The organism is Streptomyces sp. NRRL F-5755, assembly GCF_001279365.1.
Lineage (GTDB): Bacteria > Actinomycetota > Actinomycetes > Streptomycetales > Streptomycetaceae > Streptomyces > Streptomyces rimosus.
Genome location: NZ_LGCW01000280.1, coordinates 46817 through 69480 on the forward strand (window position 1 = coordinate 46817; position 22664 = coordinate 69480).

At 71.9% G+C, this 22664-nt stretch carries 23 protein-coding genes and 2 pseudogenes; 14 read left to right on the forward strand and 11 right to left on the reverse strand.

Annotated features, from left to right (window positions below; translation table 11 throughout):
• The first annotated feature begins 11 nt into the window (after positions 1-11).
• Together ADK86_RS27700 and ADK86_RS27705 are read left to right on the forward strand one after the other, a co-directional pair.
• Positions 12-572 (forward strand): flavodoxin domain-containing protein, encoded by a 561-nt coding sequence (locus ADK86_RS27700; protein WP_053699074.1) that lies wholly within the window; start codon positions 12-14, stop codon positions 570-572.
• Between the two features lie 57 nt (positions 573-629).
• The gene (locus ADK86_RS27705; protein ID WP_053699075.1) at positions 630-1331 is read left to right on the forward strand and encodes a response regulator; all 702 of its coding nucleotides are present in this window, start codon (positions 630-632) and stop codon (positions 1329-1331) included.
• A 57-nt stretch (positions 1332-1388) separates the two neighbouring features.
• Here the strand turns inward: ADK86_RS27705 and ADK86_RS27710 are convergent, their stop codons facing one another.
• Positions 1389-2246 carry a universal stress protein gene (locus ADK86_RS27710; RefSeq protein ID WP_053699094.1) on the reverse strand — a complete coding sequence of 286 codons (858 nt, stop codon included), beginning with the start codon at positions 2244-2246 and terminating at the stop codon, positions 1389-1391.
• 226 nt (positions 2247-2472) lie between these two features.
• Between ADK86_RS27710 and ADK86_RS27715 the strand changes: the two genes are divergently transcribed.
• The 7 genes and pseudogenes from ADK86_RS27715 to ADK86_RS45470 all read left to right on the forward strand — a co-directional run bounded on the left by ADK86_RS27715 (position 2473) and on the right by ADK86_RS45470 (position 6961).
• A complete protein-coding gene (locus ADK86_RS27715; RefSeq protein ID WP_053699076.1) occupies positions 2473-3012 on the forward strand; it encodes a hydrogenase maturation protease in 540 nt (179 codons plus the stop codon).
• A gap of 5 nt (positions 3013-3017) precedes the next feature.
• Entirely contained in the window at positions 3018-5336 is a 2319-nt protein-coding gene (hypF, locus tag ADK86_RS27720; protein WP_053699077.1) for a carbamoyltransferase HypF, read from the forward strand.
• A gap of 5 nt (positions 5337-5341) precedes the next feature.
• Positions 5342-5626 carry a HypC/HybG/HupF family hydrogenase formation chaperone gene (locus ADK86_RS27725; RefSeq protein ID WP_053699078.1) on the forward strand — a complete coding sequence of 95 codons (285 nt, stop codon included), beginning with the start codon at positions 5342-5344 and terminating at the stop codon, positions 5624-5626.
• Positions 5623-6153 (forward strand): annotated as a pseudogene (locus tag ADK86_RS45740) (hypothetical protein); the annotation flags it as partial. The gene ADK86_RS27725 and the pseudogene ADK86_RS45740, both read left to right, overlap by 4 nt.
• A gap of 58 nt (positions 6154-6211) precedes the next feature.
• Entirely contained in the window at positions 6212-6460 is a 249-nt protein-coding gene (locus tag ADK86_RS41480; RefSeq protein ID WP_053699080.1) for a hypothetical protein, read from the forward strand.
• A gap of 178 nt (positions 6461-6638) precedes the next feature.
• Positions 6639-6770, forward strand: a pseudogene (locus ADK86_RS45465) (flavodoxin); the annotation flags it as partial.
• 20 nt (positions 6771-6790) lie between these two features.
• Positions 6791-6961, forward strand: a complete 171-nt coding sequence (locus ADK86_RS45470) for a hypothetical protein (protein WP_324611421.1) — start codon at positions 6791-6793, stop codon at positions 6959-6961.
• A gap of 70 nt (positions 6962-7031) precedes the next feature.
• On the opposite strand, the gene ADK86_RS27740 is transcribed toward ADK86_RS45470, so the two are convergent.
• From ADK86_RS27740 to ADK86_RS27765, 6 genes are all read right to left on the reverse strand, one after another.
• Positions 7032-7958, reverse strand: a complete 927-nt coding sequence (locus ADK86_RS27740) for a universal stress protein (protein ID WP_053699081.1) — start codon at positions 7956-7958, stop codon at positions 7032-7034.
• Positions 7959-8126: 168 nt separating this feature from the next.
• Positions 8127-10820, reverse strand: coding sequence for a pyruvate, phosphate dikinase (gene ppdK / locus ADK86_RS27745; protein WP_053699082.1), 2694 nt, complete (start codon positions 10818-10820; stop codon positions 8127-8129).
• 48 nt (positions 10821-10868) lie between these two features.
• A complete protein-coding gene (locus ADK86_RS27750; RefSeq protein WP_078952311.1) occupies positions 10869-13349 on the reverse strand; it encodes a glycoside hydrolase family 65 protein in 2481 nt (826 codons plus the stop codon).
• 35 nt (positions 13350-13384) lie between these two features.
• Positions 13385-14401 (reverse strand): type I glyceraldehyde-3-phosphate dehydrogenase, encoded by a 1017-nt coding sequence (gene gap, locus ADK86_RS27755; protein WP_053699083.1) that lies wholly within the window; start codon positions 14399-14401, stop codon positions 13385-13387.
• 324 nt (positions 14402-14725) lie between these two features.
• Positions 14726-14968 carry a DUF2933 domain-containing protein gene (locus tag ADK86_RS27760; protein WP_053699084.1) on the reverse strand — a complete coding sequence of 81 codons (243 nt, stop codon included), beginning with the start codon at positions 14966-14968 and terminating at the stop codon, positions 14726-14728.
• An 85-nt stretch (positions 14969-15053) separates the two neighbouring features.
• Entirely contained in the window at positions 15054-15341 is a 288-nt protein-coding gene (locus ADK86_RS27765) for an SHOCT domain-containing protein (protein WP_199834486.1), read from the reverse strand.
• A gap of 196 nt (positions 15342-15537) precedes the next feature.
• Between ADK86_RS27765 and ADK86_RS27770 the strand changes: the two genes are divergently transcribed.
• Complete coding sequence (locus ADK86_RS27770; RefSeq protein WP_053699085.1) at positions 15538-15855, forward strand: hypothetical protein; 318 nt, start codon at positions 15538-15540, stop codon at positions 15853-15855.
• Between the two features lie 5 nt (positions 15856-15860).
• Positions 15861-16178 carry a metal-sensitive transcriptional regulator gene (locus ADK86_RS27775; RefSeq protein WP_053699097.1) on the forward strand — a complete coding sequence of 106 codons (318 nt, stop codon included), beginning with the start codon at positions 15861-15863 and terminating at the stop codon, positions 16176-16178.
• Positions 16179-16231: 53 nt separating this feature from the next.
• Here ADK86_RS27775 and ADK86_RS27780 read toward each other — a convergent pair whose 3' ends face one another.
• Complete coding sequence (locus ADK86_RS27780) at positions 16232-16879, reverse strand: DUF305 domain-containing protein (protein WP_053699086.1); 648 nt, start codon at positions 16877-16879, stop codon at positions 16232-16234.
• Between the two features lie 89 nt (positions 16880-16968).
• The gene (locus ADK86_RS27785; protein WP_053699087.1) at positions 16969-17367 is read right to left on the reverse strand and encodes a DUF6153 family protein; all 399 of its coding nucleotides are present in this window, start codon (positions 17365-17367) and stop codon (positions 16969-16971) included.
• Between the two features lie 462 nt (positions 17368-17829).
• Here ADK86_RS27785 and ADK86_RS27790 point away from each other — a divergent pair, with 462 nt between their 5' ends.
• Together ADK86_RS27790 and ADK86_RS27795 are read left to right on the forward strand one after the other, a co-directional pair.
• Entirely contained in the window at positions 17830-19086 is a 1257-nt protein-coding gene (locus ADK86_RS27790; RefSeq protein WP_234346065.1) for an NAD(P)-binding domain-containing protein, read from the forward strand.
• A 124-nt stretch (positions 19087-19210) separates the two neighbouring features.
• A complete protein-coding gene (locus ADK86_RS27795; RefSeq protein WP_053699089.1) occupies positions 19211-19516 on the forward strand; it encodes a PadR family transcriptional regulator in 306 nt (101 codons plus the stop codon).
• Here ADK86_RS27795 and ADK86_RS27800 read toward each other — a convergent pair whose 3' ends face one another.
• Positions 19517-19861 (reverse strand): hypothetical protein, encoded by a 345-nt coding sequence (locus ADK86_RS27800; RefSeq protein WP_053699090.1) that lies wholly within the window; start codon positions 19859-19861, stop codon positions 19517-19519. It lies immediately after the preceding gene.
• Positions 19862-20031: 170 nt separating this feature from the next.
• Positions 20032-21303, reverse strand: a complete 1272-nt coding sequence (locus tag ADK86_RS27805) for an APC family permease (protein WP_053699091.1) — start codon at positions 21301-21303, stop codon at positions 20032-20034.
• A 557-nt stretch (positions 21304-21860) separates the two neighbouring features.
• Between ADK86_RS27805 and ADK86_RS27810 the strand changes: the two genes are divergently transcribed.
• Positions 21861-22664 (forward strand): universal stress protein (locus ADK86_RS27810; protein WP_053699092.1); only part of this gene is annotated, 804 nt, incomplete at its 3' end.

Sequence of the window (22664 nt, forward strand, 5' to 3'; positions counted from 1 at the left end):
GAGGAGGAAGCATGCGCGTGTTCATCGGTTATGCGGGAGAGCACGGGTCCACCCGCGGCATCGCCGAACGCATCGCGGCCACGCTCGCGGAGCAGGGACTCCAGGCCGACCTGACGGACCTGGCCGACGAGCGTGCCGCCTCCCCCGACCACGACGCCTGCGTGCTCGGCAGCGCCATCCACAGCGGCCGCTGGATGCCCGCGGCCGCCGAGTACGTACGCCGCTACACCCCCGAACTCGCCCGGCAGCCCCTGTGGCTCTTCAGCGTCGGCCTGGCCCGCGTCTTCGGCGGTCCCCTCGAACGGTGGTCCCGGAACCCGGACCCACTGCCCGCCGTACGCGACCTCCTCTCCCCCGTGGACCACCGCCTGCTGGCCGGTGCTTTCGAGCAGGAGCACACCTCCCTGCCCGGTCACCTGATCTTCCGGGCGATGGGCGGCCACTACGGGGACCACCGGGACTGGCAGGAAATCGACGCGTGGGCCAGGGACATCGCACACCGACTTCTGTCGGCCCCGTCCGAGAAGGAGCACCATCAAAACGCAACCGCGCCAAGCCTCCGGGTCCTCTGACTCAGCGGGCCGGGTTCGGCAGCGGCCCGCCGACGCTCATGGACGGAGCGATGCCTCATGCACGCACCAGCCGCCCCGCACCCGATCCGCGTCTTCCTGCTGGACGACCACGAAATGGTCCGCCGGGGCGTACGCGAACTGCTCGACGGCGAACCGGACATCGAAGTGGTGGGCGAGGCCGCCGACCAGCGCGAAGCCCTGGCCAGGGGCCCTGCGGTGCGTCCGCATGTCGCGCTCTTGGACGTACGGCTCGACCCGGGCAGCCCCGAAGGTGACCACGGGGGCATCGAGGTGTGCCGCGAACTGCGCGCCCGTCTACCGGACCTGGCCTGCCTGATGCTGACGTCCTTCGACGACGACGAGGCCCTCTTCGACGCCATCATGGCCGGGGCCGCCGGCTACGTCCTCAAGCAGATCAAAGGCTTCGACCTGGTCTCGGCCGTCCGTACAGTGGCGGCCGGCGCGTCCCTGCTCGACCCGGGCGCCACCGCGCGCGTCATGGCCCGGGTCCGCGGCGAAGAAGATCCTGTACCACCCGAACTGGCCCGCCTCTCCCCCAGGGAACGCGAGATCCTCGAACTGATCGGTGAGGGCCTGACCAACGGCCAGATCGCCCAGCGGTTGTACCTGGCGGAGAAGACCGTCAAAAACCGCATCTCCTCCATCCTCGGAAAGCTCGGGGTCGGGCGCCGCGTCCAGGCCGCGGTCCTGGCCGAGAAGCTCCGCCACCGCGACACGGAACACGACGAACCGGGATGAGCCACCGGGGCGGTCCGGCCGTCCGGCGTCATCTGTCTTCAGGCCGGACGGCTCTCGCTACGCGCGCGGTACGACGGCCACCGGGCAGTGCGCATGGTGGAGCACGGCGTGGTTGACCGGTCCCAGTTGCAGGCCGCGAGTGTGCCGGTGGCGTTCGACGCCGACCACCAGGAGGTCAGCGCCAACCGAGGCGGCGAGGAGGACGTCGCGGGGGTTGCCTTCGGCCGGGCGAGGCGCCACGGGTATCTCCGGGTGCTCGCACGCCACGGGAGCGAGGGCGGCTTCGAGAGTGTTCGAAGCGCGGCGGATGTGTTCCTCGCGGCGCTTGTTGTACGGCCCGCTCTCCTCGGCAAGGCCACTGCCCGGACACCGCCAGGCGTGTACGGCCTCGATCTCCCCGCGGCGCAGGGCCGCCTCGCCGTACGCGAAAGCGACCGTGGCCCCGCTGCCGGTACCCTCGCCGACGCCCACGACGATGCGGCCGCCCCGGCCTGCTGAAGACCGGGTCCGGCCATCTCCGCGTACGACGATGACCGGGCAGCGCGCCCGTCCCGCCACCGTCAGGCTCACCGTCCCCAGCAGCAGGGACGCCAGTTCGCCGCGGCCCCGGTGCCCCACGACCAGCAGCGCGGCGGCGCGGGACTCCACGGTCAGTGCCACGGCGGGCTCCTCCGGCACCGCCTCGGCCGTCACCTGCGGGCCGCCGGCCCACCGTGCGGCCCGCTCGACCGCGTCGGAGAGCACCCGCTCCTCCGCTTCTCCCTCCTCGGCAGCCCCTTCCCCGTAACGCTCCCAGAGGGAGGCGTGCACGATGCGCAGCGGCAGGCCGCGCAGCCGGGCCTCTTCGGCCGCCCAGTCCAGCGCGTGCATGCTGTCGTCGGAACCGTCCACACCCACCACGACAGGTCGTTCCACCTCAGCCACCGCCTTTCCGGAGTCCGGCTGCCCACAGCATGGGCCCGCGTGCTGCCGCCGCGCAGGGGTGGTTCGGGGCATGTCGAGGGCCGTTCGGCCCCAAGCGGGCAGCGGTGCGGGGGCGCACTCTGACGGAGAAGGGACCGGAGCCCTGGTGTGCCGGCGGTTCCGGGGAACCAGGCTCCGGCCCACCGACCGGCCGCTTCCCGGACAGGAGAGTCCCGTGATGAAGGCGCCGCCCCGTATCGCAGTGATCGGCGTCGGCAACGCGTTCCGCCACGACGACGGCATCGGGCCGGCCGTCGTGCGACGCCTGCGCGAGCGGGCCGTGGACCGTCCGCTGCCGCCGTCGGTCGCCCTCGTCGACAGCGACGGTGAGACCGGACGGCTGATATCCGTATGGGAGGGCGCGGAGCTGGCCATCGTGATCGACGCCGCCCACGCCCACCCCGGCCACCCCGGCCGCGTCCACCGCTTCGACCACGAAGGTCCCTACGCCCGTCCGGCCGCCACCAGTTCGCACGGCCTGGGCCTGGGGGAAGCCGTCGAGCTGTCCGACGTGCTCGGACGTCTGCCGGACAGGCTGATCGTCTTCGCCGTCGAAGGCGCGGACGCGTCCCTGGGCACCGGCCTGTCACCGGCCGTCGCCGCCGTCGTCGACGGTCTGGCCGAGACCGTGGAAGCGGAGATCACCCGGCACCGGGACGCGCGCGCACGGAACACGGACCACCACTCGGGCGGCGAGCCCCGCCCGACGGGCGGGTGAGCCCCATGGAGAGCGACCGGGAAGCACGGCGCTTCGAGGTGTACGGCACGGTGCAGGGCGTCGGCTTCCGGCCGTTCGTCCAGCGCCTCGCCTCCGGGCTGGGCCTGGACGGCTGGGTACGCAACGTCGACGGCCACGTCGTCATCGACACCGCCGGACCCGCACCATCACTGCACCGCTTCACTGTCGCCCTGCGCTCTCAGGCACCGCCGCTGTCCGTCGTGCGCCGCATTCACAGCTCCGCCGATGTCCCTGAACGTCCCATAGCGGGCACCGGATTCACCGTACGATCCAGTGCCGCCGCCGACAGGCGGGCGACGCCGCGCGAGATCCCGCCGGACGCGGCGACCTGCGACGCCTGCCTGGCCGAACTGTTCGACCCGGCCGACCGGCGGTACCGCTACCCCTTCATCAACTGCACCGACTGCGGGCCACGCGCCACCGTGATCACAGGTCTTCCCTACGACCGGCCCCGTACGACGATGCGCTCCTTCCCGCTGTGCCCGGCGTGCGCGGCCGAGTACCGCGACCCGTCCGACCGGCGCTTCCACGCCGAGCCGCTGGCCTGCCCCGTGTGCGGGCCCCGGTTGTCATGGAACTCCGGCGGTCGGAGTGCGACCGGTCCGGCCGCTCTCCGGTCCGCCGAGGAACTGATCGCGCAGGGCGGCATCGTCGCCGTCAAAGGGCTGGGCGGCTACCAACTCGTCTGCGACGCGCGGCAACCGGCGGCCGTTCTGCTGCTGCGCCGGCGCAAGCACCGGCCGCACAAGCCGTTTGCCGTGATGGTCGCCGACCTGGCCGCGGCGCACCGCACCGCCCGGCTCACCCGTACCGAAAGCCGTCTGCTCGTCTCGCCCGCCCGGCCCGTGGTGCTGGTCGCGGACGGGCCGGGCGGCAGGGCGAGCGCCGAGGCCGTGCACCCCGGCACCGGACGCATCGGGCTCTTCCTGCCCGCAACCGGTCTGCACCATCTCCTCCTGCGCGATCTCGACCGGCCGCTGGTGGTCACCAGCGGGAACCTCTCCGACGAGCCGATCGCGACCGCGGACGCCGACGCGCGCACACGCCTCGCGGAGGTCGCCGACGGCTTCCTGGCCCACGACCGTCCGATCGCAGCCCGTTACGACGATTCCGTAACGCAAGCCGTACGGGGCCGGGTCCTGACCATCCGGCGCGCCCGCGGGTACGCCCCTGCTCCCCTGCCGCTCCCGGTGCCGACCCGTACGCCGGTCGTGGCGGCCGGTGCGCAGAGCAAGCACACCGTGACGGTGGCCTGCGGCGACCGCGCCGTGACGGGCCCGCACACCGGGGACCTGTCCGACGCCCGCACCATGGAAGCCTTCGAGCGCTGCTACGCGGACCTCGTGGCCCTCACCGGTGTGGCGCCGCTGGTCGTGGCACACGACCTGCACCCCGGTTACCTGTCCACCCAGTGGGCGGCTGCGCATTTCGCGCCCGAGCAGCGCGTCGCGGTCCAGCACCACCACGCGCACATCGCCGCCTGTGCGGCAGAGCACCGGCTGCGCGGTCCTTTCCTGGGCATCGCCTACGACGGCCTGGGGTTCGGTGACGACGGCACCTTGTGGGGCGGGGAAGTCCTGGTCGCCGACTACACCGGTTATCGTCGCATCGGCCGCTTCGCCACCGCGCCGCTGCCCGGCGGAGAGGCCGCGGTGCGCCGTCCGGCGCGGATGGCGCTCGGCTACCTGTACGGCCTCGAACCGCTCGGCGTGCCGCCCCCGTCACTCGAACTGGCCCGCCACTTCACCGAACGGCTGGACGCGCGCGAGGTCGCCACCATCCGCACCATGGTCGGGCGCGGCCTCAACTGCCCCCGTGCCTCCAGCGCCGGCCGTCTCTTCGACGCCGCTGCCGCGCTGCTCGGGCTCGCCGACAGCATCTCGTACGAGGGGCAGGCCGCCGTCGCTCTGGAAAACGCCGCCGGCCCTGCGCGGCGCGCCGCCCTTCCCTGGCGTCTGGTGCGCGCGGACGGGCTGTGGGTCTACGACCCGGCGCCGACCCTGACCGCCCTGCTCGGCCGGCTCGGCGACGGGACGCCCGTACCGCTGCTGGCCGCCGCCTTCCACACGACGATCGCCGAAGTGACCGCCGCGCTGGCCGAGCGGGCCGTGGCCGGCGGCGCCCCGCGCACCGTCTGCCTGGGAGGCGGCTGCTTCGTCAACCGCCGCCTGCTGACGGAGGTGTCCCGGCTGCTGCGCGTCCAGGGGATGCGGGTCGTGGTCGGCAGTGCCGTGCCCGTCGGGGACGGCGGCATCAGCTACGGCCAGGCAGCGGTCGCCGCCGCCCGCCTGAGAAGGGGGTGACTCCGATGTGCCTGGGTATCCCGGGCCGCGTCCTGGAGACGTACGCGGACGCCGGACTGCGCATGGCCCGTGTGGACTTCGGCGGCATCCGCCGCGAAGCGTGCCTGGAGTACACCCCCGAGGCCACCGTCGGCGACTACGTCGTCGTACATGTCGGCTTCGCCATCACCACCGTCGACGAGGCCGAGGCGGCCCGCACGCTCGCCGTACTGCGGGCGATGGCGGACGCCGTGGCAGGCGAACTGGGCGAACCACTGCCTGCCGAACCCACCAAGGAGGCAGGACGATGACCACCGTCTCACCCCAGCAGGACCGGCCCACACTCCCCTACGGACCGACCGCCCGTCGAGGCGTCTGTGAGACGCCCATTCCGGTCGAGGCCCGCCTTACGCCGCTCACCCGGTACCACGCGCTGATCATCGGCGTCGAGGGTGTGGTCACGGACACCGCGCGCATCCATGCCACATCCTGGCAACGAGCCTTCGACGCCTTCCTCCGGCAGGCCGACCACCTCCCGCGGCACGCCACCCGGCCCTTCGACCCGGACCGGGACTTCCGGCGGTTCTTCCAGGGACGCGCCCGCACCGAAGGCGTCCAGGCGTTCCTGACCGCGCGGGGCATTCCACCGCCGGAGGACGAAGGTACCTGGACACCGGAAAGCCGTACCGTCCGGACGCTCGTCGCCCAGGAAGACCAACTCTTCGCCGCGTACATGCAGCACCACGGTGTGCCGGTCTGGCCGGACAGCCTGCGGCTGGTGGGCGCCCTGCGCCGGCACGCGGTGCCGGTCGCCGCGGTGTCCGCCTCCCGCCGCGCGCACGCCCTGCTGGCGGCGGCGGGCGTGCAGCACCGCTTCGACGCCGTGGTGGACGGGCGTGCTGCACCGCTCCGCCGGTCCGGACCCGGCCCAGCTGCAGGAGGCGGCCAGGCGGCTGCGGGCCACGCCCCTGCGCACCGCTGTGGTGGTGGCCGCGCCGGCCTGGGTGACGGCGGCCCGGCGCGGCGGCTTCGGCACCGTGATCGGCCTGGACCGGGCGGGCCGGGCGGAGCACGCCGTCGAACTCTGCGAACGGGGCGCCGGCCACGTCATACGCGGGCTGGTCGAACTTCTGCCCGACACCTGACATACGGCCTCAAGAAGGCCCGCACACCCGAGCGCGGACCATCGCCCTGCACGGCATCACCGAGGAATGGCTGCGGAAGATCTGACCTCTTCCGCAGCCTGGATCTTCGGACGGAGCTGAACACCCATGACCCGCCGGCATCGCCGACGAGATCGCGGCGGTACTCGAAAAGGACGGCCTGGCCGCCGAGGTCCGCTCGGCGGCGGACATCGACGCCCTGTCCTCCTACGACGCGGTCGTCCTCGGCGGCGGACTGTACGCCGGCCGCCGGCAGCACGACGCCCGGCGCTTCGCCCGCAGGCTCAAGGCCCCGCTGCGGGAGCGCCCCGTGTGGTGCTTCAGCAGCGGCCCGCTCGACGCCTCCGCCACCGCCTCGGCCCCCACCCCGAAGGCCGGCTCGCCCGCTCCATGGCCAAACGGGGAATGGCCCACGACTGGCGGGACTTCGACCAGATCCGCGCCTGGGCCCACACCATTGCCACCGACATCAGCAAACAATGACACGATCCGAACAGACAGGTGAGGACCGGGCAGGGCCCGGTCCTCCTTCTTTCCCGCACGTATGGTCCGCTCAGTCGTGCGGCACGACGACGACCGGGCAGCCGACGTGATGGATCACCGCGTGCGCGACCGGCCCCAGATGCGCACCGACCGGAGAACGCCGCCTACGGCGCCCGACGACCAGCAGCCCCGCGCCCGCGCTGAGTGCGATCAGGTTACGGGCGGGCTTGCCGGTCCGCAGTTCTTCGGTGACTGCCTGCCCCGAGTACTTCTCCCGCCATGGCTGCAGCGCCGCGGTGACCGACCGGCGGGCTCGCTCCTCGAATCGCGCGTCGGCACCGCGTTCATGCGGGGCCCCCGCCAGGTCGGCGTACGAGGACGGCGGGTTCCACGTGTGTACGACGTGCAGCGGTGCCTCACGACGGGCGGCGGCATCGAAGGCGAACTCCGTCACGGGGTCGCACGGGCGCCGGGCATCCAGCCCCTGTACCACTGCCCGGTACGGCGCAGGTGACGCGGCGTGCCCCTCCACGTCAGGTACCCGTTCGTCCTCGGCGCGGTACCCGGCCCTGACCAGAACGACCGGCCGGTCCGCGCGGGCCACGGCGGACAGTGCCACCGAGCCGACCAGGAACCCGGTCACCCCGCCCAGCCCCCGCGATCCGAGCACCAGCAGATCGGCTTCCCGCCCCGCCTCGGCCACGGCGGCCGGTGGCGGTTCGGCCACCAGGTCCGCCACGATCGGCAGCCCCGGATGCCGCAGGCCCAGGTCGTTCTCCGCCGAGCGCAGGATGCGGCGCGCCCAGTGCCTGGGCACCGCCAACTCGGGGAGCACCGGTTCGCTCAGGCCGGGCCCCCGGTCCGGGTCCGTCAGTCCTTCCCAGGCGTGGACCAGCCGCAGGGTCAGTCCGCGGCGCCGGGCTTCCCTGGCAGCCCAGTCGGCGGCCGCCAGGCTCTCGCGTGAACCGTCCAGTCCGACGGCTATGTGACCGGTCACGGAAACCCACCCCCAAGACGGATGCGCTCAAGTCAGTCTCAGCGTGCCGCCAGGATGCGGTGCCCCGCCTGGGGCCGTCCGGGGCGGTACAAGGCCCGTACGGTCCCTGGCGCACGCCGGCCGACGCTCAAGCCCGGCGGCACGCGCACCAGGACGATCAGCTCACGCCTACGCCCCGCGGCCCTCGTCCCGGCCCGCTGACGGCAGGACGGCCCGTGCCGCTTCCAGGCGTGCGCCGGGAACGCGGAACGGGGAGCAGGAGACGTAGTCGAGCCCCGCGGCGTGGAAGAAACGGATGGAGTCCGGGTCTCCGCCGTGCTCACCGCAGACACCGATCTTTATACCGGGGCGGGCGGCCCGGCCCTCGTCCACGGCCATGCGGATCAGGCGGCCCACGCCGTCCTCGTCCAGTTTCTCGAACGGTGAGGCCGGCAGGATTCCCTGGTCGAGGTAGGGGGCGAAGAAGGATGCTTCCGCGTCGTCCCGGGAGAAGCCCCAGGTCGTCTGGGTCAGGTCGTTGGTGCCGAAGGAGAAGAAGTCGGCGTACCGGGCGATCCCGGCCGCGGTCAGCGCCGCCCTCGGCAATTCGATCATGGTGCCGACCGGGCAGTTCACCGCGCATCCCGCGGCCGCGAAGACATCGGACAGTGCCGTCTCGATCTGCTCGCGCATCACGCGCAGCTCTTCATGGGTACCCACCAGCGGCACCATGATCTCCGCACGCGGATCGCCCCCGGCCTGCACCCGCGCGACGACGGCCTCACCGATGGCCCGTACCTGCATGGCCGTGAGCCCGGGAACGACCAGCGCCAGACGTACTCCGCGCAGGCCCAGCATGGGATTCTGCTCGCGCATCCGCTCGACGGCCTCCAGCAGCCGCACCTCGCGGGCATCCGGAGCGCGTCCGGCCGCCTTCGCCGAGGCGATGTCCACCGCCAGTTCCGTACGGTCGGGCAGGAACTCGTGCAGGGGCGGGTCCAGCAGCCGGATGGTGACCGGCAGGCCGTCCATCGCCGCGAGGATCTCGGTGAAGTCCGCCCGCTGGAGCGGCAGCAGCGCGTCCAGCGCGCTCTGCCGTTCGCCGCCGGTCCGGGCGAGGATCATGTCTTCGACGAGGTGCCGGCGCTCCCCCAGGAACATGTGCTCGGTGCGGCACAGTCCGATGCCCCGCGCTCCGAACCTGCGGGCCCGTGCGGCGTCCTCGGGAGTGTCGGCGTTGGCGCGCACTTCCAGCCGGGCCACGGCGTCTGCCTGTCGCAGCATCCGGTCCACCGCCTCGGCCGGGCCCGCGGACCGCTCACCGGTCTCCAGGTACCGCATCACCGGTGAGTCGACCAGGGGCAGCGCACCGAGGTGCACCGTTCCGGCGGCTCCGTCGACGGAGAGGACCGTGCCCTCCGTCACTTCCTGCCCGTCGCCGGTGGTGAACCGGCGTCGGACGGGGTCGACTTGGATGTGCTCGGCACCGCACACGCAGACCTTGCCCATGCCGCGGGCGACCACCGCCGCGTGGCTGGTCTTGCCGCCCCTGCTGGTGAGCACGGCCTGCGCCGCGATCATCCCGGGCAGGTCGTCCGGTGTGGTCTCCTCGCGTACCAGGACGACCCGCTCGCCCGCCGTGGCCCGGCGGACCGCCTCCGCGCTGTCGAACACCACCTGCCCGACCGCGGCCCCGGGCGAGGCCGGAATGCCGCGGGTGAGCGGCCGCGCCGCGGCCCGTTCGTCAAAGCGGGGGAACATCAACTGGGTCAGCTGTCCGCCGCCGACCCTGAGCAAGGCTTCGTTCCAGGTGATCCGTCCTTCGTCGACCAGTTCCGCGGCGATGCGGAACGCCGCTTGCGGGGTACGTTTGCCGACGCGGGTCTGGAGCATCCACAGGCGCCCGCGTTCGACCGTGAACTCCACGTCACACAGATCGCGGTACCGCTCTTCCAGAAGTGCCATGTGAGACAGCAGCCGTTCGTAGGAGAGCGAGTCGATGTCGCGCAGTTTCTGGAGCGGCACGGCGTTGCGGATGCCCGCGACGACGTCCTCGCCCTGGGCGTCGGGCAGGTATTCGCCGTAGACACCGGCGCGGCCGGTGGCCGGATCTCGCGTGAAGGCGACCCCGGTACCGGAGTCGGGGCCCAGGTTCCCGTAGACCATGGCCTGGATGTTCACGGCGGTGCCCAGGTCGTCGGGGATGCGCTCACGCCGACGGTAGACCTGGGCGCGTTCACCGTTCCAGGAGCGGAAGACGGCGAGCACGGACCGTTCCAGCTGCTCGTCGGGGTCCTGCGGGAAATCGGTGCCGGTGGCCCGCCGTACGATGGCCTTGAACTCCGTGACGAGATCGATCAGATCACGGGTGCCGAGCCGGAGGTCGTCCGTCGTGTCACGCTCTCGCTTGGCACGTGTCAGAGCCTCTTCGAAAAGCGCCCCGTCGACACCCAGGACCGTGCTGCCGTACATCTGGACGAGCCGCCGGTAGGAGTCCCAGGCGAAACGCTCCCGGCCGGAACGCTTGGCCAGGCCGTGCACCGTCGTGTCGTTCAGCCCCACATCGAGGATCGTGTCCATCATCCCCGGCATGGAGAAGCGGGCCCCCGAACGTACGGACAGCAGCAGCGGATCGTCCGCCTGGCCGAGACGGCGTCCGGCCCGCTCCTCCAGCCTCCGGAGGTGGGCGACGACCTGCCGGCTGAGCTCCTGCGGCAGCTCACCCGTGGTCAGGAACGCCCGGCACGCCTCCGTGGTGATGGTGAACCCCGGCGGCACGGGCAGCCCCAGGCGCGTCATCTCGGCCAGGTTCGCGCCCTTGCCGCCGAGCAGACCGGCCTGGTCACGGGAGCCTTCGGTGAAGTCGTACACATACGCGACCATGGTGAAGCACTTCCTTCCGAAAGGCTGGCGACGATGTGCCGGGGTGCGTCAATGCGAGGAGGGGAGCAGGCGGAATTCGTGTGTGCCACCGGGCGGGACCGTGACGGCGCGTTCATCGAAGACCACCTTGATCGGGTTTTCGGCGGAGTCCGGTACGGACACCCGCAGGCGGTCGGCCGCGATCCGCACCCCGACGTCCCAGTGGTTGCGGTACCGCAGCCGGTAGCCGTAGGTGGAGAGTTCCGGGAGGGGCGCGGGGTCGAATCTCAGCGCATCGTCACGGGTCTCCAGGCCGGCCAGGCCGCGCTGGACGAGGTCGAGGGTGCCCGCCATGGCGCCGAGGTGGATGCCCTCGGCGGTGGTGCCGCCCTGGATGTCGGCCACGTCCCCGCGCAGTGCCTCCAGGCAGTGCTGCCAGGCGTCGCCGCGCCGGGCGCGGGCCAGCACCCAGCCGTGCACCAGCCCGCTGAGGGTCGATCCGTGGCTGGTACGCCGCAGGTAGTAATCGACCGTCGTCCGCCACGTCTCGTCGTCCATCGAGCAGCCGAGCAGCCGGAACAGCTCCGCCAGTTCGACGGGCGAGAAGAGATAGCCGAGCATCAGCACATCGGCCTGCTTGGACGCCTGGTAGCGGTTGGGGCTGTCGCCCTCGCTCTCCAGGATGCGGTCCAGCCGCCGGATGTCGCCGTAGCGCTTGCGGTAGTCCTCCCAGTCCAGCTCCGCGAGGTCGCCGTAGCCCTCGAACTGGCTGACGACACCCGCGTGGAAGGGGACGTGGAGCCCCCGGGAGACCTCTTCCCATCGGTCGAGTTCCGCGGCGTCCAGGCCGAGTTGGCCGAAGAGGTCGACGCGCCGGGGAAGGGGCAGCGTGCGAGCCAGTTCCAGGGCGCGTCGCAGCACCCAGGCGGCGGTGACGTTGGTGTACGCGTTGTCGTCCAGGCCGGGGGTGTCGGCGTCCGGGTACGCGTCGTGGTACTCGTCCGGGCCGACGACACCCTTGATCCGGTACCGGCCCATGCCCGGATCATGAACAGCGGCGTCCGCCCAGAAGCGGGCAATCTGCATCACCATCTCCGCGCCCTTGGTATGCAGGTACTCGGTGTCGCCGCTGGCCTCGCAGTAGCGCCACACGTTGTAGGCGACGGCCGAGCCGACGTGGTGCTGGAGGCGGGTGTGGTCGGGCAGCCAGCGCCCGGAGCGCGGGTTCAGGTGCAGGGTCTGGGTCTCCTCCCTGCCGTCGCTGCCACTCTGCCACGGGTACATGGCCCCGGCGCGGCCCGCGTCCTCGGCGGCGCGGCAGGCCCGCTTGAGCCTGCGGTGGCGGTAGTTCAGCAGACCGCGGGAGACCTCCGGGAAGTGCAGGTTCAGGTACGGCAGGACGAACAGCTCGTCCCAGAAGACGTGCCCGCGGTACGCCTCGCCGTGCAGTCCCCGGGCGGGTACGCCCACGTCCAGCTCGGCCGTGTGCGGGGAGAGGGTCTGGAGCAGGTGGAACAGGTGCAGCCGCAGGATGCGGCCGGCTTCCCCGGGGACGTCCAGGCCGGCCCGCCGCCACAGCCGGTCCCAGGCCGCGGTGTGCGAGGCGAGCAGTTCCGCGTAATCGGGCGCCCGTGCCACATCGTCGATGGCCGCCAGCGAAGGGTCGCTGATCGCCGGGTCACGGGAGGTGTGCAGGGCCACGACCTTTTCGACCACGCTCGTCTCCCCGTCCGTGAGGGGGATCCGCAGCCGGTGAGCGGCACTGAAGGAGCCCACAACGGTCCTGCTCTCCACGGCCCGGCCCGCCGTGACACGGGTGCGCGCCGCACAGGCGATGCGGATGTCGGAGGTGGAGGTGCGGCAGCGCAGCCACAGGGTCGCCGGGTCCACGGCTCCGGTGTGCATCCGGGTCAGATGCTGTCCGGCGAGCGCACGGTAGCGTTCGACGCCCGCGTTGCGGACGTCACCGTCGAGCGCCGACTCCACCTCCAGCTCACCCGACCAGCCGTCAGCCGTGAACTCCGTGCGCAGAACCGCCAGATGCGGGTCGGCCATGTGGACCAGCCGGTGCTGGACGACCACCAGGCTCCGTTTGCCGTACGTATGGACACGCAGGCGCCGGGTGAGTGTCCCGGCCCGCATGTCGAGTATCTGCCGGTACTCCAGCGGATACCCCCCGTCGGGGGTGAACCACCGTGCGGCGGAACCGCCTTCTCCGGGAAGGCGGAAGCGCAGCGGCAACCAGTTGGGCAGGTTGACCAGGTCCTCGTTCTCCACCTGCCGCCCGGCCACCTCCGACAGCAGCCGGTTGTAGCAGCCGGCGGCATATGTACCGGGGTAATGGTGCTCTCCGGCCGCTGCCTCGGGTGCGGCCCCCCGGACGGCGAAATACCCGTTGCCGAGCGTGCACAGGGATTCCCGCAGACGTTCCTGTGAGGGGTCGTAGCCTTCGTACTGCCAGGTCCACTCACCCGTCGGCTCGACCGGTCCGGAGGACGTCCCGAAGGACACGGGCGGCGCGGACGGTGTGACGTGTCGACGTACGGTCATCCCACTTCCTCTCGGTCCGGCCGTCCGAGCACGGCTCACAGCCGGGCGGCAACGTGCTCGGTCAAGTCCAGGAGCCGGTTCGCGTAGCCCCACTCGTTGTCGTACCAGCCGAATACCTTTACCAGGCCGCCGTGCGCCTGGGTGAGCCCCGCGTCCACGACACAGGAAGCCGGATCGCCGACGACATCCCGGGAGACGAGCGGCGCGTGGCTCACCCGCAGCACCGAGCCGAGCGGCCCGGCAGCGGCCCGCTCGAAAGCCCCGTTGATCTCCTCCGCGGTGGTCTCCTGCCCCAGCAGGACGGTCAGATCCGTCAGAGACCCGTCTTCCACCGGCACCCGCACCGCCAGCCCGTCCAGCGCACCGTCCAGCTCCGGCAGCACGACTCCGACGGAACGCGCGGCACCCGTGGTGGTGGGGATGATGCTCACGGCAGCCGACCGGGCCCGCCGCAGATCCTTGTGCGGGCCGTCGAGCAACGCCTGGTCGTTGGTGTATCCGTGGATCGTGGTCATCAGCCCCTTGCGTACGCCGAAGGTCTCGTGCAGCACCTTGACCATCGGCACCACGCAGTTGGTGGTGCACGAGCCGCAGGAGACCACGTGGTGACGGTCCTGGTCGTACTCCGCCTCGTTGACCCCCATCACCACCGTCGCGTCGGCGTCCTTGCCCGGCGCCGACAGGAGCACCTTCCGCGCACCGCCCTTGAGGTGCAGCGCGGCGGCCTCCCGGGCCCGGAATCGGCCGGTCGACTCGATGACGACATCTACTCCCGGCCCGGCCCAGTCGAGGTCTGCCGGGTCACGCTCCGAGCACACCGCCACGCGCCGCCCGGCGACGACCAGCTCGTCCCTCTCCGCGCCGACCTCGTGGCCGAGCCTGCCGTACGTCGAGTCGTACTCCAGCAGATGCGCCAACGTACCGGCCGGCGCGATGTCGTTGACCGCCACCACCTCCACCGGAGTCGCCTGCCGCGCCGCCCGCTCCAGCACACACCGCAGGTAGTTCCGCCCGATCCGCCCGAACCCGTTGATCCCCACCCGTACGGCCATGTCGCTCCGCCTCCTGCTCGCTTCCGGGATATCGACGCTGCCGGCCGGTGCCGACAGGGTGCGCTGCCCACCACCATCCCGGGCCGTGACACGGCGGTCACGGGGCCGAACGGCTCCTAGTCGCGGCGTCGGGCGGCTTCAGTGGTTATGGATTCGAGGGCGGGCAGGCCGGTGAGGGTGGACATGGTGGGCGAGTCCACCTCGGTCACGAAAGGGTGGTCCTGAAGGCCACCAGGGGCTACAGGCCGTATGCGGCCTCGGCCACCGTAACGTTCCGCAAACGTGCCCGCCACCGGGGGTGCACCGCCAGTGGCGGGACAGCCTCTAGGACCAACCGGCGTCGTGCCGGTGCTCCTGTTCTTGTGTGCGGGGGCCGGTGGGCTCGTGGTCACTGTGCGTGCCGCCGTGCTGCATGCCGCGCATCATGGCGGACATCATCAGTGGGCAGACGAGGACGACGGCCAGGACGGTCAGGGTGCCGGCGGGCAGACCGAGGGCGAGCGCGCCGACGACGGCGATGGCGACAGCGATGGCGTACAGGCCGTAGTTCTTGTTCTTGGCGTTCATGGTCGGGTGCTCCTTGGGGCTGCTTGCGGTGTGCAGTCCGGCACGGGTGCGGGCCGTAGGAATCGGTGTCCCGTGCCGTGGCGGGTCAGTGTTTGGTCAGGTCCGGGGTGTCCGGTTCGTAGGCGCGCAGGGCGGTCAGCCGCCGCTGGTATTCGTCTTCGTCGATCTCGCCGCGGGCGAACCGCTCGGCCAGTACCTGCTCCGGCGGTGTCGTGGGCGCGGGAGGGGCGGCGGGTGGGATGTGCTCGTGCCGGCGGAACGCGCGGAACAGCAGCACGAGGGCGGTAATGAGCAGCCCCCAGAACACGAGGGTGCTCAGCGACATGCCGAACCAGCCCCAGCCGCTCATGTCGTGGCCGTTCCCATACATCATGGCGCTTCACTTCCCGTGGTGCGGGGAGCGCGGGCCCGGTGCCCGCGGGCTCCGGCACCGTTGCCGCCACGGTCCCGCGGCGTGGAGCTGCGCGGGAAGGGACCGGACGGTGGCGGGTACGGGCCGTTCAGCCCCTACCGGGTAGGGGTAGGCGCGCCAAGGCTGACCGTGGAGATGCGCAGGAAGAAGGTCCGCCATGAGCATCACCGACCTTGTCGTGGTGGCGGCCGCCACCGTGCTGATCGCCGTACTGGGCTGGTTCTTTTTCGGGCCCCGCCGTACGCGTTCCGCCCGGGTGGAAGGCGGGGTGCAGCGGGCGGAGGTCACCGTGCGCGGTGGCTACAGCCCCGACCGGATCCGGGTGCGCCAGGGACTTCCGGTGGAGCTGGTCTTCGACCGGCAGGAGGCCGGGGAATGCACCTCATCCGCGGACGCCGCCAGCCCAGCTCCCCCTGCGCCATCGGCACCGCCACCCGGCAACCGCACCTCACAAGCTGAGCAGCCCAGGAGGTGACCACCGTGCCCGCCCGCACCGACCAGACCGACGCTCCCGCCCCGCCCGGCTACCACGACACCAAACCCGCCCTGCTGGCCCGGCTGCACAAGGTTGAGGGCCAGATCCGCGGCGTGACCCGCATGGTCGCCGACGACCGCTACTGCATCGACGTCCTCACCCAGATCGGCGCCGTCACCCACGCCCTCCAGGAAGTCGCCCTCAGCCTGCTGGACGACCACGTACGCCACTGCGTCACCGACGCCGCCCGCACCGACCCCGCCGCCGGCGCGACCAAGCTCGACGAACTCACCACCGCCATGCGCCGCACCCTGCGGCTGTGACCAGGCGGAGGGCCCGCACACCGTCCGGATCCTCCGCCCGTCAGCCCTACCGGCTACTTCTTGTTGCCGAGCATCTGCTGCATCTGAGAGATCTCGGCGTTCTGGGAGGTGATGATGTCCTGCGCCAGCTTCCTGGCCGGCCCGTACGCGCCGGACTTCTGCTCGGTGGTGGCCATCTGCACCGCGCCCTGGTGATGCTTGACCATCATCGTCAGGAACATGGTGTCGAAGGCGTGCCCGGAGGACTTCTTCAGCTCCCCCATCTCGTGCATGCCCATCATGCCGGGCATCGGCGAGCTGCCTCCGTGGTCCATACCGCCCATGCCGTCCATGTCCTCTGGCACCTTCTCGCCCCAGGCTTCCAGCCACCCGGACATCGTCTTGATCTCCGGGCCCTGCGCCTTCTTGATCTTCCCGGCGAGGTCCTCGACCTGAGGGGAGGCACCGTGACTGCCGGCCATCTCGGCCATCTGAACGGCCTGCCGGTGGTGCGGGATCATGCCCTTCGCGAAGGACACATCGGCCGCGTTGTGCGTGCCCGAGGGCGCCGGAGCCCCGGCCGAAGACGAAGCGGAGACCGTCGGCGAGGCGCTCTGTCCGGTGCTGCTGCCGTTGTCACCGCAGGCCGCCAGCGACACAGCGGCCGTGGCGGCCACCGCGGCCAAGGCCGCGCGGCGCGCCGGCGTACGAGATGCGTTCATGTTTGAACTCCTGTGGGTCGATGGGATGTCGGGGCGTTCCGGAGCGCCGTGCCGAGCGGGCCTTCCGCACCGACACGACGCGGGCCCCTCTACATCCGCAGGAGTTGGAGTTCGGCCAAAGACAGCGGGGCGCGTACACCGCCCGGCGTGGCCATGGTGCACATGCCCGGTACGGCAACGGGCGCATCCATGCCCGCTGGCCCGGCGACCGGCGCGGGCACCTCGTACCCCGCACTGATCGCACCGGACGCGCACGTCACATCGGCATGCTGCGCGTGCCCGGCCCCGCACCCGCCCTCTTCCGGACAGCCGTCGTACGCGGTTACGGGCGCCGCCGTATGCATCTCGTGGGAGTGAGTAGTCGGCATCGCCCCACCGCCGGGCGCCAGTGCATGCATACCCAGCAGGCCCACCAACAGCCCGAGCACGAGCAGCACCCGCCACCGCCCCACGGGCGGCTGCCGGACATGCTGCTCCCGACTCGTCACACCCACATGCTATGCCCGGTGACGGGGATCACAGTGGAGGTCGAGGTGTTCGTGCCGTTTCGGCGGAGGTGCCACGCATTCGCCGCAAGCGCTGCCGCCTGCGTCGGGCACCGCCCACGGCTCCGGGCCGGGGACCAGGCGGTGGATCGTCGAGCAGACCATCGCGCTGCCGCACCGGTTCGGCCGCCTGGGCATCCGCCGGGAAATCGACGACTACATCAATAAGGCACTCCTGAAACTCATCTGCTCACCCATCACAGACTGCTTCGAGACACCGGTCCGCGGCTGCTCGACGGATTTCGGGCAACGTGTGCCGATATCGCGTGCCGATAGCGGCGGCGGGACACACTGACTTGTCAGGGAGTGGTGGCCGGTTCGGTCAGGGGGCCGGTGGCGCCGTTCGCCGCGTGCGCCTGGGGAGGGCGCCGCCGTGGCCAGGGGGATGGAATGACGCAGTCGTCTGTGCGATCGAGCCGTGCCACCTACGGGCCGGCCTCCGGGCGGAGGCCGGTGGTGGTGATCGGCGCGGGCCCCTACGGGCTGTCGGTGGCCGCGCACCTGCGGGCCGCCTCGGTGCCGGTGCGCGTCTTCGGGGAGATCATGGGCAGTTGGCGTCATGCCATGGCCACGGGGATGTTCCTGAAGTCGACGCCCGCGGCAACCGATCTGTCCGCGCCGGAGCCGGGCGGCCGGCTGGCGGACTTCCGCCGTGCCACGGGGGAGGACGAGCTGACCGAGCTGACGCCGATCCCGTGCGGGACATTCGTGGGCTACGGGATGTGGTTCGCCCAGCGGTATGTCGGCACCGTCGAGCCGGTCCCGGTGCAGGAAGTGGAACGGGCAGGAGCCGGTTTCACCGTTCGGCTGGAGGACGGGGAGGAGATCGAGGCGGTGGCCGTCGTGGTGGCCACCGGGCTCGGCACCTTCGCGTACATCCCCGACGAGCTGGCGCGGCTGACGCCTGACGGGCCGGGTCCGTGCGCGGCGGTGTCCCACACGAGCCAGCACACCGACCTGTCGCGCTACGCCGGGCAGCGGGTCGCGGTCGTGGGCGGTGGTCAGTCGGCGCTGGAGAGCGCCGCGCTGCTGCACGAGGCCGGTGCCCAGGTCCAGGTGCTGGTACGCGCCGCGCGTGTGCGCTGGGGCGTGCCGCCGCAGCTGCGGCGGTCGTGGAGGCGCCGTCTGGCCGCGCCTGCCTCCCCGTTGGGGACCGGCTGGTCGTTGGCCGCGGTCTGCCGCGCTCCGGACATGGTGCGGCACTTGCCGGCGGGCGCCAAGATGCTGCTGTATCGCCGTGCGCTGGGACCGTCGGGCGGATGGTGGCTGCGCGAACGCGTCGAGGACGTCGTCCCCGTCCGCACGGCCTGCCGCATCCAGCGCGCCCGCCTGGACGGAGCCGCCGTACGCCTGCACCTCGACGGTACGGGGACCGGCCCGGCCGAACTCACCGTGGACCATGTGCTGGCCGCTACCGGATACCGCCTGGACGTGGACGCGCTGCCCTTCCTGACAGCACCGGTGTGCCGGGCGGTGGCCCGTGTTCCGGGCTCCCAGGCGCCCGCCCTGTCCGGGGCGTTCGAGTCCAGCGTGCCGGGGCTGTACTTCACCGGGTCGCTGGCGGCGCCGACGTTCGGGCCGATGCTGCGTTTCGTGGCCGGCACCGAGTTCGCCGCCCGGCGCATCGCAGCGCGCCTGATATGGCGGACACCGCGCCGCTGAGCTCGCCGCACGCCGAGCCGGGCCGCTCCGGCCGCGCACGGCGTCCTACCCGCCCGCATAAGCTCGCGTGCCCCGTAGACTCGATGACCGATATCGGTTTCGTCACTGCCGGGGGTGAACCAAGGTGCGGGAGTTCCAGCGGGCCGCGGTGCGGCTGCACATCCTGCACCATGCCGCCGAGGAGGAGATCCACGGCGCCTGGATGACCGGGGAACTGGCTTCCCATGGTTACCGGATCAGCCCCGGCACCCTGTATCCGACGCTGCACCGCCTGGAGGCCGACGGGCTGCTGACCTCCGAGCAGCGCGTCGTCGACGGCCGCACCCGGCGCGTCTACAAGGCGACCGAGGCGGGCAGGAAGGCTCTCGCGGAGGACCGCCGGGCACTGGCGGAACTGGCCCGTGAGGTCCTGGGCGACGACGCGCCCTGATCAGCCGCGGGCCGTCGTCCCGGCCGGGGCGACGAAGGCTGTGCGGGCCAGGCGGGCATAGAGGGAGTACGCCTCGGCGCCGAGGATGAGGACGATGAGCAGGAAGAGGCTGCTGCACAGCTGAGCGACGCCGGTACGGGACTCAGGCGAACTCTCACCGGCCGGACTCACCGCCGAACAGCGCGGCGTCACCCCAGCGGGGCGAAGAGGCCGGGCCGGGAGAAGCCGGGCCGGAATGTCGGCCTTGTCGAACCGACCGGTACCGAGCCGATCAGAGTGCAGGAACTCCAAGGCGCCCGCGGGCAGGAAGACGACGCCCACGTACAGGCGGATGAAGACGTCCATGCCCGGAGCGCTCGTGCCGGTCAGCCGGACCTGCCACTACTGGAGCCGGGTCACGGGAACGGCACCGTGCCCCCGGCCGGGGTTCCGGGCACGGATGTCCTCCGGCGAGACCGGATCCCGGGACAATCGGCCCCCGACCGTTCCCCCACTACGGGAAGGGCCGGATGGGATCAGCCCCGCGCGGCGAGAGCGCGGCGCACGCCGTAGACGGCGGCCCCCACAGCGATCACCACAGCCCCGGAGACGACCGACGACACGGGTAGCGAGAAGGCCAGGGCCAGGCAGCCGGCCAGCCCCACGGCAGGGATCAGGCGCAAGGGACGGCCCTCCCCCGGGGTGAGGGTCCAGGCGGACGCGTTGGCAATGGCGTAATAGACCAGGACCCCGAAGGAGGAGAAGCCGATCGCCCCGCGCACATCCGCGGTAGCGGCGACCACGGCCACCACGGCACCGACGAGGAGTTCGGCCCGGTGGGGCACCTTGAAGCGAGGGTGCACGGCGGCCAGGGCGTGCGGCAGGTGCCGGTCCCGGGCCATGGCCAGCGTGGTGCGGGAGACGCCCAGGATGAGGGCGAGCAGGGAGCCGAGCGCGGCGACCGCGGCACCAGCGCGGACCACCGGGGCGAGCCGGTTGGCGCCCGCCGCCCGCGCCGCATCCGACAGCGGCGCCGCCGCCTCGGCCAGCCCCTCGGGGCCGAGCACCGTCAGGACGGATACGGCGACGGCGGCGTAGACGACCAGGGTGATGCCCAGCGCGATGGGGATCGCCCGCGGGATCGTGCGGGCGGGCTCGCGGACCTCCTCCCCGAGCGTGGCGATACGCGCGTACCCGGCGAAGGCGAAGAACAGCAGCCCAGCCGCCTGAAGCACCCCGCCGACCGTGGCATCGGAGCCCACGTCCAGCCGGGCGGCGTCCGCCGTACCGGAGGTGAGAGCGGCGACCAGCACGGCAGCGAGCACCGCCAGGACGACGGCCACGATCGCGCGGGTCAAGAGCGCGGACTTCTGCACCCCGGCGTAGTTCACGGCCGTCAGCATCACCACCGCGGCCACCGCGACCGCGTGCGCCTGCCCCGGCCACACGTACGAGCCGACCGTCAGCGCCATCGCGGCGCAGGAGGCGGTCTTGCCGACCACGAACCCCCATCCCGCGAGGTAGCCCCAGAAGTCGCCCAGACGCTCGCGGCCGTAGACGTAGGTGCCGCCGGAGGCCGGGTAGCGGGCGGCCAGCCGCGCGGAGGCCGTGGCGTTGCAGTAAGCGACCACGGCGGCCAGGGCCAAGCCGATCAGCAGGCCGGAGCCGGCCGCGCGTGCCGCCGGGGCGAGCGCGGCGAAGATCCCCGCACCGATCATCGACCCCAGCCCGATCACCACGGCGTCGAGCACGCCGAGCCGCCGCCGCAACTCGTCCGGAACACCGCTGGAGGACGATGACTTGCTCACGAGCACACTCCTCGACCGACGGGGCCCACACCTTACGTACTCCGATATCGGACGACGATATATGAGTACGCAAGTGAGTCCTGTGGCCACGAGGTACGCGCTGTGCGACCGCAGGAATCAGCTCTGTCCTCCCAGAGCTACGGCGAAGTGACAAGTAGCTCTCTGTAGCGGACCTGGGGTGCGCTTGTCAGGGCTTTTGATCTTCTGTGCTCATCGGAGGCCGTGCTCGGCGAGGTTGGTCCGGGTCATGACGACCGGAGAGAGCGCGGGGTGCGGCAAGGAGCTCGGCGAAGCGCGTCGGCAGCTTGGTGTGCTGATCGATCCTGGTCAACAGGAGCTGCTGTTCGGAGATCCGAGGTTGTCTTGCGGAAGGACCACGGCGACTGTTCGCCGTCGATGGTGCAGGTGGGCGCATCACGCAGGAAGGCAAGGCACTGACCCCGCACCGGAAGGCCGTTGGTCCCCGGGCACGGGTCGTTCGGTCCTCCCCGCGGTGGCCGTCGTGCCCGGACAGTGGGGGTACGACCTACTTCCCACCGCTGCCTGAGGAGGCCCGTATGCCCGGCACCGTCACCGTCGGACTGGACGGAACCGACCACAGCCTCGCCGCCGCCGACTGGGCCGCCGCCGAGGCCACCCGCCGCGGAGCGAGCCTGCGGCTGGTCCACGCCTGGATATGGCGGCCCTCGGAGGTATCGGCCGCGGCGGACGAGGAAGTGCAGCGCCGCTGGGCCACGGAAGTCCTTCAGGACGCCGCGGCCCGGGTGGCGAAGAACTTCCCCGATCTGCCCGTCACCACCGAGATCCTGCGGGCCGAGACTGTACCGGCCCTGCTCGCCGAGGCGGCCTCGGCAGACCTGCTGGTCCTGGGCTCGCGCGGGCACAGCACGCTGGTCGGCTATCTGCTCGGCTCCGTGGGGTTGCAGGTGCTGCGGCAGGCGGCCGGACCCGTTGTCCTCGTGCGCAGCCCGCGCCCCGACGCGGTGGAGCAGCCGCGTGACGAGGTGGTGGTGGGCGTGCAGGACGTACGGGAGAGCGATCCGGTGCTGGAGTTCGCTTTCGCGGCGGCTGCGGCCCAGGGAGTGGGGCTGCGGGCGGTACGGGCGTGGAACATCCCGCCGGTCCTGGTGTGGGGCGGCGAGACCATGCGGGCGGCCGACGACGCCGGTGGCCTGGAGCCGCTGGAGCGCAAGCGGCTGGCCGATGCCGTACGGCCGTGGCGGGAGCGCTTCCCGCAGGTGGAGGTCGTCGAGCACGTCGAGATGGGCGGTGCCGGGCAGGTCCTGCTGTCCGCCGGCGCGCGGGCCCGGCTGCTGGTCGTGGGGCGCCGCAGCCCGGGCCGGCACGACCTGAGGAAGATC

Bases quoted from the DNA above. Each gene is read 5' to 3' on its own strand.
- ADK86_RS27700 (WP_053699074.1), top strand. From the start codon at position 12: ATGCGCGTGTTCATCGGTTATGCGGGAGAGCACGGGTCCACCCGCGGC.
- ADK86_RS27705 (WP_053699075.1), top strand. From the start codon at position 630: ATGCACGCACCAGCCGCCCCGCACCCGATCCGCGTCTTCCTGCTGGAC.
- ADK86_RS27715 (WP_053699076.1), top strand. From the start codon at position 2,473: ATGAAGGCGCCGCCCCGTATCGCAGTGATCGGCGTCGGCAACGCGTTC.
- hypF (WP_053699077.1), top strand. From the start codon at position 3,018: ATGGAGAGCGACCGGGAAGCACGGCGCTTCGAGGTGTACGGCACGGTG.
- ADK86_RS27725 (WP_053699078.1), top strand. From the start codon at position 5,342: ATGTGCCTGGGTATCCCGGGCCGCGTCCTGGAGACGTACGCGGACGCC.
- ppdK (WP_053699082.1), bottom strand. From the start codon at position 10,820: ATGGTCGCGTATGTGTACGACTTCACCGAAGGCTCCCGTGACCAGGCC.
- ADK86_RS27750 (WP_078952311.1), bottom strand. From the start codon at position 13,349: ATGACCGTACGTCGACACGTCACACCGTCCGCGCCGCCCGTGTCCTTC.
- gap (WP_053699083.1), bottom strand. From the start codon at position 14,401: ATGGCCGTACGGGTGGGGATCAACGGGTTCGGGCGGATCGGGCGGAAC.
- ADK86_RS27760 (WP_053699084.1), bottom strand. From the start codon at position 14,968: ATGAACGCCAAGAACAAGAACTACGGCCTGTACGCCATCGCTGTCGCC.
- ADK86_RS27765 (WP_199834486.1), bottom strand. From the start codon at position 15,341: ATGATGTATGGGAACGGCCACGACATGAGCGGCTGGGGCTGGTTCGGC.
- ADK86_RS27770 (WP_053699085.1), top strand. From the start codon at position 15,538: ATGAGCATCACCGACCTTGTCGTGGTGGCGGCCGCCACCGTGCTGATC.
- ADK86_RS27780 (WP_053699086.1), bottom strand. From the start codon at position 16,879: ATGAACGCATCTCGTACGCCGGCGCGCCGCGCGGCCTTGGCCGCGGTG.
- ADK86_RS27800 (WP_053699090.1), bottom strand. From the start codon at position 19,861: ATGGACGTCTTCATCCGCCTGTACGTGGGCGTCGTCTTCCTGCCCGCG.